18 protein-coding genes are annotated in these 18,380 nt (G+C 41.6%); 5 read left to right on the forward strand and 13 right to left on the reverse strand.

The annotated features are described in order from the left end of the window. Positions 1-52 precede the first annotated feature (52 nt). Together N0M92_RS10400 and N0M92_RS10405 are read left to right on the forward strand one after the other, a co-directional pair. On the forward strand, positions 53-457 hold the full coding sequence (locus N0M92_RS10400) for a VOC family protein (protein ID WP_260285634.1): 405 nt from the start codon (positions 53-55) through the stop codon (positions 455-457). Between the two features lie 180 nt (positions 458-637). Continuing rightward, on the forward strand, positions 638-2,281 hold the full coding sequence (locus N0M92_RS10405; RefSeq protein WP_260285753.1) for an alkaline phosphatase: 1,644 nt from the start codon (positions 638-640) through the stop codon (positions 2,279-2,281). 82 nt (positions 2,282-2,363) lie between these two features. Here the strand turns inward: N0M92_RS10405 and rpsN are convergent, their stop codons facing one another. From rpsN to purT, 10 genes are all read right to left on the reverse strand, one after another. Continuing rightward, positions 2,364-2,633 carry a 30S ribosomal protein S14 gene (gene rpsN / locus N0M92_RS10410; RefSeq protein WP_214744069.1) on the reverse strand — a complete coding sequence of 90 codons (270 nt, stop codon included), beginning with the start codon at positions 2,631-2,633 and terminating at the stop codon, positions 2,364-2,366. Between the two features lie 36 nt (positions 2,634-2,669). Continuing rightward, positions 2,670-3,839: a lysine N(6)-hydroxylase/L-ornithine N(5)-oxygenase family protein gene (locus N0M92_RS10415; protein ID WP_260285635.1), complete on the reverse strand. Its 1,170-nt coding sequence runs from the start codon at positions 3,837-3,839 to the stop codon at positions 2,670-2,672. A 66-nt stretch (positions 3,840-3,905) separates the two neighbouring features. Further along, a complete protein-coding gene (gene rpmG, locus N0M92_RS10420; protein WP_260285636.1) occupies positions 3,906-4,055 on the reverse strand; it encodes a 50S ribosomal protein L33 in 150 nt (49 codons plus the stop codon). Between the two features lie 22 nt (positions 4,056-4,077). Continuing rightward, positions 4,078-5,265 (reverse strand): GTP-binding protein, encoded by a 1,188-nt coding sequence (locus tag N0M92_RS10425; RefSeq protein WP_260285754.1) that lies wholly within the window; start codon positions 5,263-5,265, stop codon positions 4,078-4,080. Between the two features lie 423 nt (positions 5,266-5,688). Further along, positions 5,689-5,859, reverse strand: coding sequence for a hypothetical protein (locus N0M92_RS10430; RefSeq protein WP_181762212.1), 171 nt, complete (start codon positions 5,857-5,859; stop codon positions 5,689-5,691). A 167-nt stretch (positions 5,860-6,026) separates the two neighbouring features. Next, a complete protein-coding gene (locus N0M92_RS10435; RefSeq protein ID WP_260285755.1) occupies positions 6,027-6,407 on the reverse strand; it encodes a nucleotide excision repair endonuclease in 381 nt (126 codons plus the stop codon). 199 nt (positions 6,408-6,606) lie between these two features. After that, positions 6,607-6,759 carry a YpzG family protein gene (locus N0M92_RS10440; RefSeq protein ID WP_076368068.1) on the reverse strand — a complete coding sequence of 51 codons (153 nt, stop codon included), beginning with the start codon at positions 6,757-6,759 and terminating at the stop codon, positions 6,607-6,609. A gap of 103 nt (positions 6,760-6,862) precedes the next feature. Then, positions 6,863-7,510, reverse strand: a complete 648-nt coding sequence (locus N0M92_RS10445) for a DUF4352 domain-containing protein (protein WP_260285638.1) — start codon at positions 7,508-7,510, stop codon at positions 6,863-6,865. Between the two features lie 22 nt (positions 7,511-7,532). Further along, positions 7,533-8,900 (reverse strand): alkaline phosphatase, encoded by a 1,368-nt coding sequence (locus N0M92_RS10450; protein ID WP_311202537.1) that lies wholly within the window; start codon positions 8,898-8,900, stop codon positions 7,533-7,535. A 360-nt stretch (positions 8,901-9,260) separates the two neighbouring features. Next, complete coding sequence (purT, locus tag N0M92_RS10455) at positions 9,261-10,418, reverse strand: phosphoribosylglycinamide formyltransferase 2 (RefSeq protein ID WP_260285639.1); 1,158 nt, start codon at positions 10,416-10,418, stop codon at positions 9,261-9,263. Between the two features lie 270 nt (positions 10,419-10,688). Between purT and N0M92_RS10460 the strand changes: the two genes are divergently transcribed. Next, entirely contained in the window at positions 10,689-11,015 is a 327-nt protein-coding gene (locus tag N0M92_RS10460; protein ID WP_260285640.1) for a hypothetical protein, read from the forward strand. A gap of 435 nt (positions 11,016-11,450) precedes the next feature. Here N0M92_RS10460 and N0M92_RS10465 read toward each other — a convergent pair whose 3' ends face one another. The 3 genes from N0M92_RS10465 to katA all read right to left on the reverse strand — a co-directional run bounded on the left by N0M92_RS10465 (position 11,451) and on the right by katA (position 15,915). Beyond that, positions 11,451-12,644, reverse strand: a complete 1,194-nt coding sequence (locus N0M92_RS10465) for a M14 family metallopeptidase (RefSeq protein ID WP_260285641.1) — start codon at positions 12,642-12,644, stop codon at positions 11,451-11,453. Positions 12,645-12,723: 79 nt separating this feature from the next. Next, positions 12,724-14,259: a glycosyltransferase gene (locus N0M92_RS10470; protein WP_260285642.1), complete on the reverse strand. Its 1,536-nt coding sequence runs from the start codon at positions 14,257-14,259 to the stop codon at positions 12,724-12,726. Between the two features lie 201 nt (positions 14,260-14,460). Next, a complete protein-coding gene (gene katA / locus N0M92_RS10475) occupies positions 14,461-15,915 on the reverse strand; it encodes a catalase KatA (RefSeq protein WP_260285643.1) in 1,455 nt (484 codons plus the stop codon). Positions 15,916-16,526: 611 nt separating this feature from the next. Between katA and N0M92_RS10480 the strand changes: the two genes are divergently transcribed. Together N0M92_RS10480 and N0M92_RS10485 are read left to right on the forward strand one after the other, a co-directional pair. Further along, positions 16,527-17,417, forward strand: a complete 891-nt coding sequence (locus N0M92_RS10480) for a TetR/AcrR family transcriptional regulator (RefSeq protein WP_260285644.1) — start codon at positions 16,527-16,529, stop codon at positions 17,415-17,417. A gap of 423 nt (positions 17,418-17,840) precedes the next feature. Next, positions 17,841-18,188, forward strand: a complete 348-nt coding sequence (locus tag N0M92_RS10485) for a phage holin family protein (protein WP_192206878.1) — start codon at positions 17,841-17,843, stop codon at positions 18,186-18,188. Positions 18,189-18,380 lie beyond the last annotated feature (192 nt).

Consider the following 18,380-nt stretch of genomic DNA (forward strand, 5'->3'; position numbering starts at 1 on the left):
TAATTTCGAATAATCTTATATATACTAATATTAGCAATTTGCATCCGGACATATGAAGGAGGAAGGTTTCTTGGCTGTGAAAAGGGTCGATCACATTGGCGTCGTTGTAAAAGATCTTGAAAAATCCATCGCCTTTTATCAAGATGTGCTGGATTTAAAATTAAAAGCACGCATGACACATACTAATGGGGTAATCGAACTGGCATTTCTGGGATACGAAGAGTCGGACGAAACAGAAATAGAATTGATTCAGGGATATAGTGACACACTGCCATCCGAGGCAACGATCCACCATTTTGCCATTACCGTGGATGATATCGAAGAAGAATACGCCCGGATCAAAAACTTGGATAACACTGAGCTGATTGATGAAGAGATAGTCACCCTTCCAAATGGTTATCGCTATTTCTACGTATATGGACCGGAAAAAGAGTGGATTGAATTTTTCCAAAGGTAAAAAGCAGAGTCTTAAAGACTTCTGCTTTTTTAACGTTCACTTTACAAGCCGCTTCGTCAATGTTTAACAATTTTTACAAATAAAGCCCATTTCTTTACTTAAATGAAGTAATTTCTTAATACACTGCATTTATCCTAAGATGTAATAATTATATTTTTGGAGGTAAGCATTTTGGGGAAAATGAGCAAAAAGGTAGCAGGAATTACGTTAGCGGGAGCGGTAGCCATATCATCACTAGGCATTTCAACCATGAAGGAAGATGTTCAGGCAAAGGATAAGAAAAAAGAACCAACAAACGTCATCATGATGGTGATGGACGGGACAAGCACTGGAGCCACAACCCTTTCAAGGTGGTATAAAGGCGATAATCTAGCCATGGACGAAATGCTGTCTGGCGGCATGCGTACATACTCAGCTGAATCGGCCATTACGGACTCAGCTCCTGCAGCGACAGCCCTTGCGACAGGAAATAAATCAAATGATAAATTTGTCGGTGTCCTTCCATCCATCGTTAATTCTCCAGGGCTCGATCCGGTTAATACGAAAAATGCCCATAAACCAGTAGCTAACGTTTTGGAGGGTGCAAAACAAGCCGGAAAGGCTACTGGCATCATTTCTACATCTGAAATCCAGCATGCTACACCTGCAGGCTTCTCCGCTCACGTGACACATCGAAGCAATTATGGGGATATTGCGGAACAGCAGGTTTATCAGGGGATTGACGTCGTATTGGGAGGGGGCAAAGAATCCCTTTTACCAGGTAAAACAAAAAATGCAAGAATTGATGGAGAAAACCTTTTGGAAGTGCTCGATAAAGACAAATATGATTTTGTTGAATCCCGTGACGAGCTATTAAACTCTAAATCGAATAAAATTTGGGGAAGCTTTGCACCAAGTGCCCTAGCATATGATTTAGATCGTGAAACAACAAAGCCAAGTGAGCCCACTTTAGCCGAAATGACCAATAAAGCCCTTAAAACCTTGAAAAAAGATAAAGATGGCTTCTTCTTATTTGTTGAAGGAAGCAAGATTGACTGGGCTGCTCACGGAAACGACACGATCGGAATGATTAGTGATACTTTAGCTTTTGATGATGCCGTAAACGAAGCCCTTAAGTTTGCAAAAAATGACGGAAACACTATGGTCATTGCTGTAACGGACCATGGGAACAGCGGGATTACAATGGGTAACGTAAACACGAACTCCTCATACCCGGAAACACCCGTATCAGCTTATATCGATCCATTAAAGAAAGCGAAGATGACTGTTGAAGGAGCCTTAAGTAAGTTGAAACCAGATCATTCCAATCTAAAAGAAGTTGCAGCACTATATGGACTTGATGATCTGACTTCTGAAGAAACAGCAAAACTTACCTCTTCTAAAAACGTAGGTGCTGAAATGACAAAGCTGCTTGCTAACCGTGCCAACATTGGCTTTACAACAGGCGGTCATACAGGGGAAGACGTATTCCTGTATTCTTATGGCCCTTCAAAACCGACTGGATTAGTGGAGAATACAGACCTCGCTAAAAAAATGGCCGAATTCATGGGCTTTGATTTACAAAAATTATCGAACAAACTATACATGAATGCTAAAGAATCCTTTGAGAAAAAAGGATATTCAACCCGTATTGATGTGTCTGACCCAAATAACCCGGTTTTCGTAGCGAAAAAGGGGCAGCAAAAAGTAGAGTTGCCTGCAAATAAGAATATCGTGATCAGCAATACTCCTAAATCCACTAAACAAAAAGAAATAAATGCCATCACCGTTTACAACGGAAAAGACTTCTATATATCTGAACAAGCATTAAAAGCAGTCAAGTAAGCATCACTACTTTATAATGATAAAGGAGCCCTTGTTTTTAACAAGGGCTCCTTTTCTGACGAATGATTTGATACTCCCCGCTTCACCAGCTTGACTTTTTGATACCCGGCAGTTGCCCTTTATGAGCAAGCTCCCTAAAAACGATACGTGACATGTTGAATTTGCGCATATATCCACGTGGCCTTCCCGTTACTCCACAACGATTGTGGACCCTTGTCGGCGAGGAATCGCGAGGGAGTTTGGCCAATGCGGCATAATCCCCTTTCTCTTTCAATTCCTTTCTAAGTTCTGCATACTTTTCGACCATTGCCAACTGTTTTTGTGCTTTTATCACCTTGGATTTTTTCGCCATTTATATTCTCCTTTTTTAAAGATTTTTTTATAGATTCTATAAACTGTTCACAATTCGTTCCGCTGCCTGTCTTGCTCCCGATATATTCCTGGAAATCGGTCCCATTTCAAGTTCAGCCAATGCACCCGTGACATATAAACCAGGTCCCCACTGCAACGACTGCGAAATGATTGGATAACCACATTCCGCGCAGCGTAAATCATGCGACCGGATGACTGGCGTCAGCCAATCCTTCCCTGGCATCGATGACTTAAAGCCGGTCGCTAAAAGGATCGTCCCCGTTTCTTGAATGACCTTTTCGTTTTTATCCCTGAGGCTGATACGCCCGTCCCTCCACACAGCGCTTATCACCTCAACATCCATTACACGCAATAATCCCTGTTTAACCTGATTCATACACGCTTTATGTAAGTCAGGTGGGATGGATCCCTTATTACGGGCCTGGATAATGGTCTCGCGTCTTTTTTGATAGCTGGTTATAGCACGGAAAGGTCGCTGTTTTTTCGGCCCCAACCAACCAGGATCACTGTCGAAATCATGAATTCTAAAATGATGCCGCTTCAGAACCGTTACATCATGGGGATAGATTTTACTTAGCTTTAAAGCTAGATGGACAGAAGATATGCCGCCCCCAATGATCGTGATGGGCCCTTGCAATTGTGCCAGCTCCGGAATATTTTCATCGAATATGTGGTAAATGGGACCACCATGCTCTTGTTTGAATTGCTGTGCCCAATCAGGCCAATAAGGCTGTTCGCCAATACCAATTGAAATCACAAGTTTTTGTCCCACAAGCCGTTGCTTGTTCTGCAATTGGATTTCCCAGCTCTGTCCCGTTTTGCAGGCAGAGATGACTTCCCCTTGCACCCATGCCTGCTTAATGGATAAATCATCAGCCAAGTGAACACAATGTTCATTGAAGGATTTTAAGGATGGCCGCTTATATTGGCCGTAAAAGTTATTTTTCCAGTCTGCCTTCTCCACATATTTCTGCAGGCTGAAGGGATTCACATCCAGATGGTGTACGGATGGAGAACGTAAATATGGCATTGAAATGACTTCCGTACAATGCTTCCATCTTGCCAATGGTTCTTCATTTCTATCGACAATCGCCAGCTGGTCCACCGTCGTTTTTCCTGACTTAAGTAAAAATGCAGCCATCGTCATACCTTGAATGCCTCCGCCAATTATGATCCATTCCAACATGAACTTCCCGCCTTTTACATCCATTCTCTTCAATAAAACATAATCATTCCGATTTAAACCTTAAAATTACTTCGTTTCACGGTGAAGCGTGTGTTTCTTCAATCGCGGGCAGTACTTTTTCAATTCGATCCTGTCCGGGTCATTCCGCTTGTTCTTCGTCGTGATATAATTTCGGTCCCCTGTTTCTGTGCATGCTAAAGTAATGTTCACTCTCATTTTTGTTTCCTCCTAAAGTTTTTTAATGGACGATTTCCGTGAATGCAGGCAATCGATCTTCGTACAGAGACCAATTCTGCTGCAACTCAGTTTCCGTCAATAAGCATTGATCTAATTCAGTTTCGATTTCATGTTGATTCATTTGAATGCCAATCATCACCAGCTCCGTCATCCTGTCACCGTATACTGCATCCCACCGTTCCAATAATTCAGGTGCCTCCTTTAAAATTCGGCGTTGTTCTTCCTCAGGGTATGCTGCAATCCATTTACCGGCTGCTTGTAAAGTTAATGACGGTCCTGCCTGCGATAGCAAGCCTGCCGTATCATTTCTCGTTGCCAGCCAAAGGAAGCCCTTTGCCCTTACCACTTGTACGGGCCAGTTTTCCAACCACTCCATCAGCCTCTCGGGATGAAAGGGTATTTTCTTTCTGTAAACGAAGGAAGAAATCCCGTACTCCAGGGTCTCCGGAATATGCTCTTCATTCAATTCCTTTATCCAGCCGGCTCCTTGGCTTGCCTTTTCAAAATCAAATAAATGTGTATTCAATACCTCCTTTAGCGGCACCTTGGAATGGTTTGTTTCGATGATCCTCGCATCGGCATTCATTTTTTGAAGAACCGCTTTCAATTCCTCAACGGCGTCAGCATCAATTAGATCGATTTTATTCAACAGGATGACATTGGCAAACTCTATCTGATCTATTAATAGATCGACCACTTCCCTGCCATCCGCAGCATCAGCTGCCTGCATCCTGTCAATGAGTGTTTCTCCTGAAGTGAAGTCTTGCCAAAAGTTATGCCCATCAACAACGGTAACCATCGTATCAAGCCGGCAATATTCCCCTAAATCAATTCCCATGCTTTCATCAACATACGAGAAGGTTTGAGCTACAGGTACCGGTTCACTTATCCCAGTCGATTCAATCACGATGTAATCAATGTCCCCTTGTTTCGCCAATTTCTCCACTTCAATCATCAAATCCTCACGAAGCGTACAGCAAATGCAGCCATTCTGCATTTCCACCAGTTTTTCATCCGTCCGGGTAAAACCTCCCTGCTTGACCAGAGAAGCATCAATATTGATTTCACTCATATCATTAACGATGACGGCAACCTTCAGATCATTCCGATTTTCAAGAATATGATTCAAAAGCGTCGTCTTTCCCGCACCAAGGTATCCACTCAATACCGTAACCGGAATTTTCTTCATCTCCACACTTCCCACTCCTTTACCTGATACCTTCCCTTAAATCAAAATCATTACGATTTAATTGGCGAAGCTATCACTCAAGTAAAAACACCCTTTAATAATAAAACGTAATCATTACTATTTGCAAGTTTTTTTAAAATTGCCTCCGAATACTTTTTGCTGACAAATGTAATCACGATTGCTCCAATCCTGCTCCAGGTGCAATGACGGATAAATGAACGGTGCTGACATTCTTCATGAAACTTAAAACAAAAATTAAAAGGAAGCCTAATCACACATAACATCTTGTGTAAAGAACCTCCATTGAGTTATATCATTTAATGTATTTTTGACAAGCTGCTGATCATCCACAACGTTTCATTTTCCAATACATTTTTCTTTTTCTTTGTTGCAATTCGAGAAAAAAGTCATTCGTCACTATGCTTATTCCGCCATTTCCCACCCTGAAGATTTTACTGTCTTTTGTTCAAAAGTTTCAATTTCTCTCTGTTTCGCCAATTTTGAGGCTTGTGACACGGACCACGTTAAATTCCCAAAGGCAATCACTGTCCCGATCGAGATAACTAACACCTTTTTACAAAGTATTTTCTTCAATAGCTTCCTCCTGAGAATGTATTGGAATACTCTAAATATAAACCAACAATGTTAACCTGGCATGTAGCAGCTGTAAATGTATGAAATTATTTTTGGACATATGTAAACTTAAGTTTGCACACAAAAAAAGCTGAGTGCATATGCAGTCAGCTTTTCATAGGTACTTCTTATTTATAAAACACTTTGTCGACGTTGTATTTAGCATGAAGCTTATTGATCATGTACGTTTCATAGATTTCCCGTTCCATAGCGTCTTCGACTAAAAGAATGTCAATTTTCTTGACTTCATTACGATGCTCTTTAATCGGAGAAACATTATCCTCGAAATGCTTCTTGACCCTTGGTCTTAATTTACGGGCCTTACCGACAAAAATCAGTTCATCATTCTCATTGTAAAACAAGATGATGCCGCCTTTATCACGGGGAATCAAATGAAAATCGATAAACCCGTAAATTTCAGGAATGACAGGTTCGTCTCCTTCTATAACTTGCTTTCTTTGTTTGATGCTTATATCCGCTGCAGGGATTTCAATTTTAATCATTACAATTCACGTCCTCTATTTGTATAAAGTGAAACGTTCAATCGGAAACGAAACTCCAGTTTCACGCCAAGCTCATCACTTCAATCTTAAAGGTAAATGGTATCATAATTATGAGTGAAAAGCCATGTATGCCTTGATCGGTTTTCTGGATTAAATATAAAGAAGAAGACTCGCTGGGAGCCTCCTTCTTTGTCGGAAATATCCGTTACCACCTGTGAGCCTTTGCATTGCTTCTTAGTATAATGTTCGTTTGTGATTCTTGCGTATGGCCATTAACTTGAGAATTTGAACGCTTAGGTCTTGTCCAATTATGGTGAAACTTTTGAGAATGTGGATCTAATTGATCTTTATAGCTCATTCTGTGTCACCTCATCATTAGGATTTGGATATTCCGTTCAGTGATAGTAATCCCCATCACTTGTTCTAGTATTTTATTTTTCCAAGCCATTTATACATATTCTTTAAAAAGCGAATTCAGCTGACTTGCCTTTTGCAAGGACTTCCTCTTCTTCATCCACCGCATCGCTTGTCATGAAGGATATGCCCTTTATGTTCCCATCATTTACAATGAAACCAATGTTTCCGCTTTTTGAACCGTTTCCTTCTATTTCACCAGCAAGTTCTTCCAAGTAGATATCATCTTCCCATGTCAGATGTTCTCCACTGTTCGTTTCAAGGAAGGCAACTGGGGAAAACTTGATTTTTTTATCCGTATTGTTTTTAATTTCCACGTTCATTTTTACGATATCGAAATCCTCATCATGCGTATAGCCGTGGAAGAAATCAATCATGCTGTAATCCGGAGTGGCATGCATCACTTTCATTTCTTTGACTTTAACCTCGATCGGGCCAACATTCACTGTTTCATTCACTTTTTTATAGGCCTTCAAAGTCAATTCGCCTTTTGCATCGGAAACGTTCTGACCGATCTGGTTCAATTTTATATCATCAGGAAGCTGTGGATTCGGAACATAGACATCCTCTTTTACCAGTGGTCGTGCAATTTCCTCTGTTTTTTCTTTAGCTGTCGTTTCTTCTTTGTAAGCTGGTTGTGTATTAAGAGCACCAAATGCGGTTAATAACAGGGCACCAATCATCAGTCTGTTCATTGAATCCCTCCCTGAAGCGTTTTTACTTCTTTAATAGATCAAAGATGATTTTGGCTTGATCCGTGTTATCGACCTGCCCTGCAAAACGTTCTTTATATGGTCCATATGCGTAGACCGGAACATCCTCACCTGTATGTCCCCCGGTAGTCCATGCAGTATTGGTCCGATTGTCGAATATGGCTTCGATGGCATTATCGACGTTCGTCACATTTTTTGATTTGGCAGCTTCTGTTACCGTTTTGATTTCAGCGTCAGTTAGCTTCACTTCATTTTGATTAATATATTGCTTTAACGTCTTTTCGACATCGGCTCCTTTGACGATGGCATCCGCCATGAAGTCAGGGGTGCGTTTGGCTGCCTTGATCGGTTCACCATACCAGTTATATATTCCTTTTGCCCCGATCGAGAATCCTCCTGTAGAGTGATCCGCAGTAGCCACCACTAGGGTATGTTTGTCTTTCTTCGCAAATTCGATGGCCGCTTTGTATGCTTTTTCAAAGTCTTCCATTTCACTCATTGCACCTACGATATCATTATCATGTCCGGCCCAATCGATCTGGCTTCCCTCGACCATGAGGAAGAATCCATCTTTGTCTTTATTCAAGCGCTGGATCGCCGAACTTGTCATGTCTGACAAAGAAGGCGTTTCACTAGGGCGGTCAATCATTTTCGGGAGTCCTTCAGAGGCGAATAAACCAAGGATCTGTTCATTTTTATCCTTAAGCATTTGATTTTTATCAGTCACATAACTGTAACCGTCTTTTTCGAAAGCTTTCGCCAAATTGACATCAGGCCGGACAAAATTGGACTTCCCACCGCCCAATAGGACGTCAATTTTATGTTTGCCCTTGATTAATTCATTATAATAATCGTCTGCGATTGAATTCATGTTTTTCCGATTTTCATCATGGGCGCCAAAAGATGCAGGTGTAGCATGAGTGATTTCTGAAGTGGCAACCAATCCCGTCGCTTTTCCTTTTTCCTTTGCTGCTTCCAATACGGTTTTGACTTCAGATTTATCGTTATCCACTGCAATCGCAGCGTTATAAGTCTTCACTCCGGCAGACATTGCCGTTGCGGCAGAAGCTGAATCCGTTATATTTTGTGCAGAGTCTTCTGGGTAAGTCATCTGCTGGCCAACCAGGTATTTATCAAACTCTGTCCGTTCTGCCACCTTCGTACCAGGGTTATCTTTTAAATACCGGTAAGCGGAGGTATAGGACACACCCATGCCGTCACCGATCATGAATATCACGTTCTTGATTTCCGGGTCTTTTTTTGCCTTATCCTTTGCCGAAACACGATCCGCAGCGGACCATGATAAACCTCCAAATGCCAATGCTGAAGCCAATGTGATGGGCAATACCTTTTTACTCCATGTGCGATTCAAATGAATAGCCTCCCTTTAATTGTTTTCTATTTAATTTAACTATAGGTGATGAAAATGAACACAATGTCAAGGCTATGTAAAAATGCAGCAGGATAATTGTTAAGACAAGGTAAAGGGACAGGCCAATTTTATGCGGGTAGTTGGTTGTTCAGGAAAATCAGCAGTAGTGAGGCCCTTTTACAGGAGTTGGAGAAGTGAAAAGATTTAGTTACCACGAGCGGGGGTAAGTGATCTTTTCATTCAATGTCTTCAAATCAGGATGATTTGTAAGGAATTTGAAAGTGCTAAAAATCAGTGGAGAAAAGAAAATAAAGCACCCTATCAGGATGCTTTAGAGTCAGACTATAGACAAAATCTATCCTACTTCTCTACAACTAAACATTCCAAAGCACGGGCCGCATTCACTCTCGCCAACTCGATTGAATCGGCAGTCGACAGGGCGACTGCGACCCTTCTACCTGCCTTTGTAACAGGTTTTCCGAAAAGACGCACTTGTGTATTAGGTAAAGCCAAAGCCTGTTCAACACCGACTATAGAATATTCCGATAACTCATCCCTCGCTTTTAATGGACGGCTGGCACCTGGACTGATCAGCGTGATTTCCGGGATGGGAAATCCTAGAATCGCCCGAATATGCAAGGCAAACTCCGATAAATTCTGAGTCACTAAAGTCACTAGCCCCGTATCATGAGGTCGTGGGGAAACTTCACTGAAATAGACTTTATCCCCTGAAAGGAAAAGCTCAACCCCGAATAATCCGTACCCTCCAAGCTCATCCGTAATGGCATGGGCAATTCTTTTCGCTTCCTTAATTTGGGCCTCTGTCATATTATGCGGCTGCCAGGATTCAATATAATCTCCGCCCTGCTGAATGTGACCGATCGGGGCACAAAACATGGTACCATTTATGGCCCGGACAGTAAGCAGCGTGATTTCCGAATCAAAACGGATAAATTCCTCAATGATCACCCGTCCATTTTGAACCCGTCCGCCTTCCATCGCGATTCTCCAGCAATCCTCCAGGTCACCTTCCGTGCGGCACACACTTTGACCCTTACCTGAGGAACTCATCAGCGGTTTTACGACATTGGGAAATCCAACTTCCTTGGCAGCTTGGACAAATTCTTCATATGTATCGGCGAATTTGTAGGCTGCGGTCGGAATCTCCAGGGTTTCAGAAGCCAACCTCCTGATTCCTTCACGATCCATTGTCAATTTAGCCGCTCTTGCCGTCGGAATGACATGAAAGCCTTCCTCTTCCAATTTGATTAATTCAGATGTAGCGATGGCTTCGATTTCCGGTACAATCAAATCGGGTTGTTCTTTTTCCACAATACCCCTTAGTTGTTCCGCATCCAGCATATCGATCACATAACTGCGATGAGCGACTTGCATGGCAGGGGCATGTTCATAGCGGTCTACAGCAACGGTTTCCACACCCAGTCTCTGCGCTTCAATTATGACCTCTTTCCCCAATTCACCCGAGCCCAATAATAAAATCTTTTTCGATTTATACATTCAGTCTCTCCTCCTCCGTATCCTCAAAATCATTATATACGAACTATAAATGAATAAACATAAATATTTATTCGTATTTTCATTTAAATTGCACCTAAAATATTAAACAGACGTATTTCATTTAAGTTTTTTAAAATACACACTTGACAAATATGAATAATAAGCTTTATGCTAAATGATAATATATCAGCTGACCAGTTCACTGGAGGCTCCCTATTCAACATGAGTAGGGAGCCTTTTCGTTTTTTTCAATAAGGGAGGAAATACGCTATGCAAAAGAAATTGGTAAGGCCCATTTTCCCTATTTTGAATGAGGAGAAAAATGGCCGCCTTGAGGACATGAAGTACATCCATCTGCCTGACAGATTATTTTTCGAATGGTGCCGGCAGCAATATGCCCTGAATAGAGGAGTTTACAATGCAATCGATAATTGGTTCTATCAATATGGCATTGACCATATACTTTACCGAAGGATTAACCTTTTAGCCTTTTTGAAGTTTGCCGCTCCCCCGGCACAAGAAGCTGGAAAGACAAAGTTCATTAAATTTGGCAGTGGCGGCCTGACAAAAAAGCTGCAGGAGTTCATTGCAGATTAACTTGAATCCTATCGTGCCCTTATCAGTAATACGCCCGTTCTCCTCTTACTGATAAGGGACACTTATGCATGTCGAAATTTGCATTACGATTATTTTTGAAAATGTAAGCGCTTTCTATTATAATGAAATTAGGTTGGATGGCATGCGTGGCCGTCACAGTATCTGGCGTAGGTGGGGCCAATACTAGCGTTAAGGATGTTAAACTTCTTACCGTAAAACGATTAGAATTCCTTTTGTAAGGGCTGCAATATTACTGGGACATGGAGAATGTCCGTTAATTTCAGGCTAAAAGCGTGTCAATCATGCAATCGATAAGTAAAGCATGACTTTACTTATTTTTTGCAGCAGCCCTCATCGTTGCAAGTCTAATAGTTTATAAGACTAAAAAGCTCTTCCCCACGGTAACGGAGTTGAGCTTTTTCATTTGGACAAAATTCACATATATAACCCTGCCAAGAAAATCCCAAGCGACTTCTGATAAATCTCATCGAACTGTGATATAGGGAGGGGATTCGTTCCTTTGCCCAACTCCACGGTAAACCCCGGCCTGCGCCAATCCTGAATGAACCAATCCTTATACCCTGCGTAACTATTGGCGGATTTGACAGGCTCATATCCACTGACCCTCGCAAACTCATTGACTATCGTTTCCGACTCAGGCGGTTCCAAACCTTCAAACCCCCAATAAATGACCTCTCCTTGGGTATGGAATGCAAGGACTTTGCCAAAATCACGTTTTCTTGTCAAATCTGACATTGCAATGGCTTCTGGCTGTGTAAGCGGGCCTTCCCCGGAATAATTTGCCGGACCTGGCTCCGTTACATTATTGCGTTCTTTTTCCAGTTCCCATTTGGCGGGAAATTGATCATTCAGATCCACCCCGTTAATATTTGCTTTCCAGCCAGAGAAGTCTTCACTTCCATTATTCCATTCCACGAGTCGTCGTCTCAATGACTCATCTGCAGGCGGTCCTTTAAGAACCAACTCCACTCCGTCCGGATTCACCATTGGGACGATCGACAGCATCGTCTGTTGATAAAAGGGAAACAGGGATAGACCGCGGATGTCAGCCTGATTCGTGATTGCGAGTAAATAATCATTTAAAAAGATCATGATCACAGGCGTCGTTATCCACTCATTCGCATGAAAGGAACCATTATAGTGAACTCGTTTGTTACCATTTCCAATCTGAACTTCAGGGATATCCCTTTTAAGCACAGAGTCACCGATCGGGGAGGTTTTAATAAATGGATAGATAGTTTTCAAACGTCTTACATCGGTCATCATCGTCTCATAATCATATTCCCTGTTTCCTTGAATTAGCCTCCACGTAATTCTTAATGGCACAGAAATTGTCTGACCAACTTGCAGGGCATTCGGGTTGAGATTGGGATTAACCAACAATAGGGCATCCAATGTAAGATGACGTGACTTGGCAATTGCCCATAACGAATCACCTTGTTTAATATTATAACTGGTCGTCGTAAAGCCAGGAATTTTGATTTGTTGGCCAATCATAAGTGCAAGTGGATCAATCCCACTATTGGAATCAATGATAAGTTGGTAATTCACCTTGAATAATTGGCTATAATACCACAAGGAATCATTTTGCCGCACAAAAACGTCCATACTGCACCTCCTCTTAACCAAATGTATGCTGATTCGATTTAATTATTGCCAACGCGAAGCACCCTCACCAATAGAAAAGTCACTCCTCAAAACGAACCAAATTGGGGGCATCATCCAGAATGCTGAAATATTGCTCAGTACTTCCATACGTCCCCTTAGGGTCCAATTCCTGATATCTTTTGAATTTCGCCATCCGATCTTCTTCTTTGACCCAGCCCAGATGCTTTAAGCGAATGTCGGATAACTTGTGAGGCAATTCAAAGACATTTTCTGCAAATCTCCCACAATGCTGCGGCCTATCGTTCCATTTGCATTCAAACCCCTCCCGATACCTGACCAGGAACGGCCGGTAATAACGGTGAGCGCACCAGTGTTCATCCTCCCTGTAATGGGTTTCATTCCAAAAATCATATAACCGAAAGCAATATACATCCACTTCTTGATCACTTATCAGCTGCCTGACTACCTCTTTGAATCTTTTTTCAAACATTTCATCAGCGTCAAGATTTAAAATCCACTCGGGATTTGACTTCACCGTCTCCGACCATTGTTGTTTACGAAGTTCTATTTCATTGGAGAACTTGGAGACATCATTCCTGATGATACGCACCGGTATCCCCTTCAATACCTCTGAACAAACCTCTGCGGAATCGTCCGTGCTCCCATCATCAATAATCACCGCTTCATCAATATAATCACGAATTTCCTCTAAAACCTTCCTTAGATAACGGTCACTTTCATTTTTGATGACCATGCTCAGCGTTAATTTGGGACGGGATGCCCCTGAAGGTGAAGCTCCCCGCTTATCCGTCCGATCAAGGAATTCCATCGCACCCTCCAAGTCCGAATCCCTGTATATATGATAAGCAGGCAAGTGGGTATCAACATACAGGGAAAACCCTAAGGCTGCCGCACGGATGCAAAAATGCCGGTCTTCACCCCAAAATGATAGATTCTCAATCATTTTAAAATTCACACCTGCTTTCAATGCTTTTTGGCTTATGAGTGTACAGGCACCCAGGCCCCCAACTTTATGAACACCAGGTGTTCTCATCTGTCGGATGTACGACTGATAACGTGTGGTGATCTCCGAGTCCGCCAACTCTTGACCGCGTGATATCTCCCATTGGGTGTATTCATCGTATAACCATACTTGGGGACGTTCTTCGGCATCAGGCTGCCATTTTGTCCAGAAAATATTAGAGATGATATCCTTTTTGGCAGAAATAAGCTGCTTGATGGTCAAAGGGTATAGCAGGAGGTCCGAGTCGATTAGAAATAAATAATCATAGTCTTCCTTAATCGCGTGTTCGATCATCATATTTTTGAAATCAGCGACCTTCCATACCAGATTCTCATTCCAGTAATGGGTAGTGCCATTACACACATATACATCGCTTTGATTGGATGCCAGTATTTTGACATTGTTCAGTTCCTGACCGAAATCCTCGAGCATTTTGCTTGATCGCTCATCATCATTGTCATCAATGAAGAAAATGCCAAGCTCCAGTCCCTCCACATCCAACCTTTTAAGTGAGAGCAGGAACTTTTGTAAAATATCTGGTTTCTGGTAAATTGGACTGCCTACTAACACCCGATTCTTTTTACTAGTCATAAATTCCACCCTTTATAATTTAAGTAACTGGCCCCCAATTAATCTGACAGCCTGACTTCCTTACAAACATTTATAACTATATATTCTTACCGAACTTGTCGGGTGCCATTTATATAACGGAGCCTTCCATAAACAAACAAAACAGGCACCCATTCATGAATGGATGCCTGTTTTCATTTAATAGATTGAGAGTCCCATATTTTACGCTTCTTGCGGTACAGGCAAACCTAAACCTTCGGCTATGCGCGTTCCGTATTCTGGATCGGCTTTGTAAAAATGACCGATTTGACGAAGCTTGATTTCCTCCAATTCGACAGGTTTCATTGCGCCCACGATCGTGTCAACAAGGCGAGTTTTCTCTTCGGCACTTAATAGACGGTATAAGTCGCCTGCTTGAGTGTAGTGATCATCGCTATTATGACCGACTTGTGCAGCTTGCCCAGTCACCTCGAAAGGAGTCACTTTATTTTCCGTTGATTCGGCAGGGCCACTAAAACTATTCGGCTCATAATAAACAGATCCCTTGCCATTGTCATCAGCACGCATGAAGCCATCACGCTGATAGTTATTCGCTTCCACTTTCGGACGGTTAACCGGAAGCTGGTTGTGATTCGAGCCCACACGGTAACGGTGTGCATCTCCATATGCGAATAGACGTCCTTGAAGCATCTTGTCTGGGGAAGCTTCAATTCCCGGTACGAATGTTCCTGGTGAGAACGTGGCTTGCTCTACTTCAGCAAAGTAGTTTTCAGGATTTCTGTTCAATACCATCCGGCCAAGCTCGATCAACGGATAATCTTTTTGAGACCATACCTTCGTCACATCGAATGGATCGAAACGGTACGTATCCGCATCTTCCAGAGGCATGATCTGAACATATAATTTCCATGCAGGGAAGTCCCCTTTTTCAATCGCATTGAAAAGATCTTCCGTATGGTAATCAGGGTTTTCACCTGCTAGTTTTGCAGCTAGATCCACATCAAGGTTTTTGATGCCCTGTTCTGTTTTGAAGTGGTATTTCACCCATACGCCTTGTCCTTCAGCATTCACCCATTTAAATGTGTGGCTTCCGAAACCATGTGTATGACGAAGTGTAGCAGGAATGCCCCGGTCGGACATCAGGATCGTCACTTGGTGCAAAGATTCTGGTGAATGTGACCAGAAATCCCAAACAGCCGTAGGGTTTTTCAAATGTGTTCTAGGATCTCTTTTTTGTGTATGAATGAAATCAGGGAATTTAATCGCATCGCGAATAAAGAATACAGGCGTATTATTACCGACGATATCGTAGTTTCCTTCTTCCGTGTAGAATTTAACAGCAAATCCACGCGGGTCACGGACTGTATCAGCAGAACCCAATTCACCTGCAACTGTGGAGAAACGGATAAAAAGATCTGTCTTTTTTCCCACACCATTGAAAAGTTTAGCTTTCGTGTACTGAGAAAGGTCGTTCGTTACTTCGAAAGTTCCGAATGCACCGGCACCCTTCGCATGAACTACACGTTCAGGCACACGTTCACGGTTGAAGTGGGCTAGCTTTTCCAATAAGTGTACATCTTGAATGAGTACCGGGCCGCGTTCTCCGGCAGTAATCGAGTTTTGATTATCTCCAACTGGCGCTCCCCAGCTTGTAGTAAGGTTTTTCTTATTCGACATAATTGAACCACCTTTTCGTTAATATTTATGTATATAATGATAACGCTTCTCAGAAAAAAATCAATACTTATTTATAATAATTTTAATATAATAATCAATTCATTATTTTCCCGTTGATATAATGACTTCAACTTTTACCATAATGCGGATAACTTAAAATATATAAACGCCGATATAACAACTTATCGACATATTAGAATTCCTAATAATGGTATACGACCCTTATACCCAATATTCCTTCATGACAAGTGATTTTATCATTTCTCCTACCAATGGGGTAGTAATCGAGAATGGCCACGAATATTCATGGATACTTTGCGCTACTTACCTATTTCCTTCTATTTATTTTATAACAAACCGAAGTGATCACCTGTGACTTTGTTCACTTCATCAAGCTTTATTTACATGACGGATAGAAGGAGGCAGAAACTGAATGCTTCATTGCTTTTGTGAACCTCAACTACAGCAGGACTCTTCATAATTGGACTGAAACAAAAGGCCTTCCCCCTTATTTCGCTGGAGAAATTGTAAACATACTGGTTTGTGTTCGTATAGAAAATAAGATACTATTACGTTAAAATGACCGTCCAATAAGAGTAAGGGTGATATATATGAATGAGCGCAAACAACTGGTAGTTAAATATGCACACCAATTATTTATTGAAAAGGGTTATCAAGCCACTTCCATCCAGGATATTTTAGATTATAGCGGCATTTCAAAAGGAACATTTTATAACTATTTTTCTTCAAAAAGCGAATTGCTTAAGGCAGTCTTCCTGAATTCGCAAGAAAAATTCGAAAAAGAGCGGAATGAATTGCTGATTGGGCAAAACCTTGCAGATATTGAAATATTCATCAAACAATCCGAATTACAAATGCACTCCAACAAAAACAATAAAATCTTTTTCTTATATGAAGAAGTAATGATTTCAAATGATACAGAACTTAAGAACTTCATAACACATGCTAAATTCCAGCATATCCATTGGCTATCCAAACGGTTTCTGGACATTTTCGGTGCTGATAAAAAACCTTATATTTTGGACTGTGCCATTCTATACTCGGGGATGATGCACCAAACGGTTCATTTTAATGCCTTGGCTAAAGAGCCCGATTTCAACCCTACTGAAATTATCCGTTATTGTGTAGATAGGATTAAATCGATTTTCGAAGATGTCAGCTCGTCAAAAGCACAGCTTTTGGAACCCGATCTCATCAAGCAATGGCTGCCCGAGTGCTTCCATACACAGCAGGATTTTCATACAGCACTCCTGCACTCTGCCAATGGCCTAAAAAAGATGATCTTGAGGCTATGCCAAGATGATGAAGCGGAACGTGTCAAAAACTTAAAATTGATTCACTTTATCCAAGAGGAATTATTACAAAACGCTGAACCGCGAATCTTTCTCATCGAAAGTGCCCTGCTTTCCTTAAACACCAACCCTAAATTGAAAAACACATTGGAATTAAGTGAATTCGAAAAGATCATTGCCCACAACTAAATAGAACCTAATGGGTGCATTTTGCAGACAAATGGTGATTCTTTCGGCGGAAAGGGACAGGTTTCTGAAATCAACTGGACCTTTTTAAATGAAAAGAATGTAGACGAACGGTGTTTTTAAAACAAGACTTGCTTCCCCTTCATGGTTTACTTTTTATATCGGATGAAGCCTGAAGAAATTTCGACACTCCTGTCGAATAACTGACTAGCCGAGACCCCACAGGCGCTTGCTTGATGAGGCTTGGCAGACAGTCGACGGAAAGGGAGCGGGTTTCTGAAATCTACTGGACCCTTAGGTCCTTTCAACTCTGGGGAAATACATAGCTTTCCTCTTTTTTTGTGACAATTCTGCAAACATATTACTGAAATTCATGAAATTTTAGTATAATGACTTGTAGTAAAGTGCCTTCAGGAGGAGTTATTCATGAACATAATAATGCGTTTTCTTATCAACGGGCTGGTATTGCTCGTTATTGACTGGCTTCTCGACTCCATCACGATTAAATCTTACGGAACAGCCTTGCTGGCGGTTTTTATATTATCGATCATGAACTTGCTGGTTAGACCCATTCTCCTGCTTATCACATTGCCAATCACCATCCTGACGTTCGGGTTGTTTTCTTTCATTATCAATGCCTTCACGTTTCAAATCACTTCCTATGCCGTCAGTGGCTTTGTAATACATTCATTTTGGGGAGCTTTAATCGGATCATTGTTATTGAGTTTCATTCAAAGTCTTCTTATAAAACAGAGTAAAAAAAACCGTCAGTAGCATGCTGTTGGTTAAAACTGTAGACAAACTCGACTTCACCGAGTTTGTCTACAGTTTTTTAGGAACTACATACTGAAACTGTAAATTGAATTTCTGACGGTTTTTCGTATCATTTTCATTTCCATAACAGCCTTCGATATTTCCCGGGCTATTCCCCTGAATTCCGCTAAGCCTCACCGGTCATTCACTCTC

It is taken from the genome of Peribacillus aracenensis, assembly GCF_025175645.1.
In the GTDB taxonomy this organism is placed as follows: Bacteria; Bacillota; Bacilli; order Bacillales; family DSM-1321; genus Peribacillus; species Peribacillus aracenensis.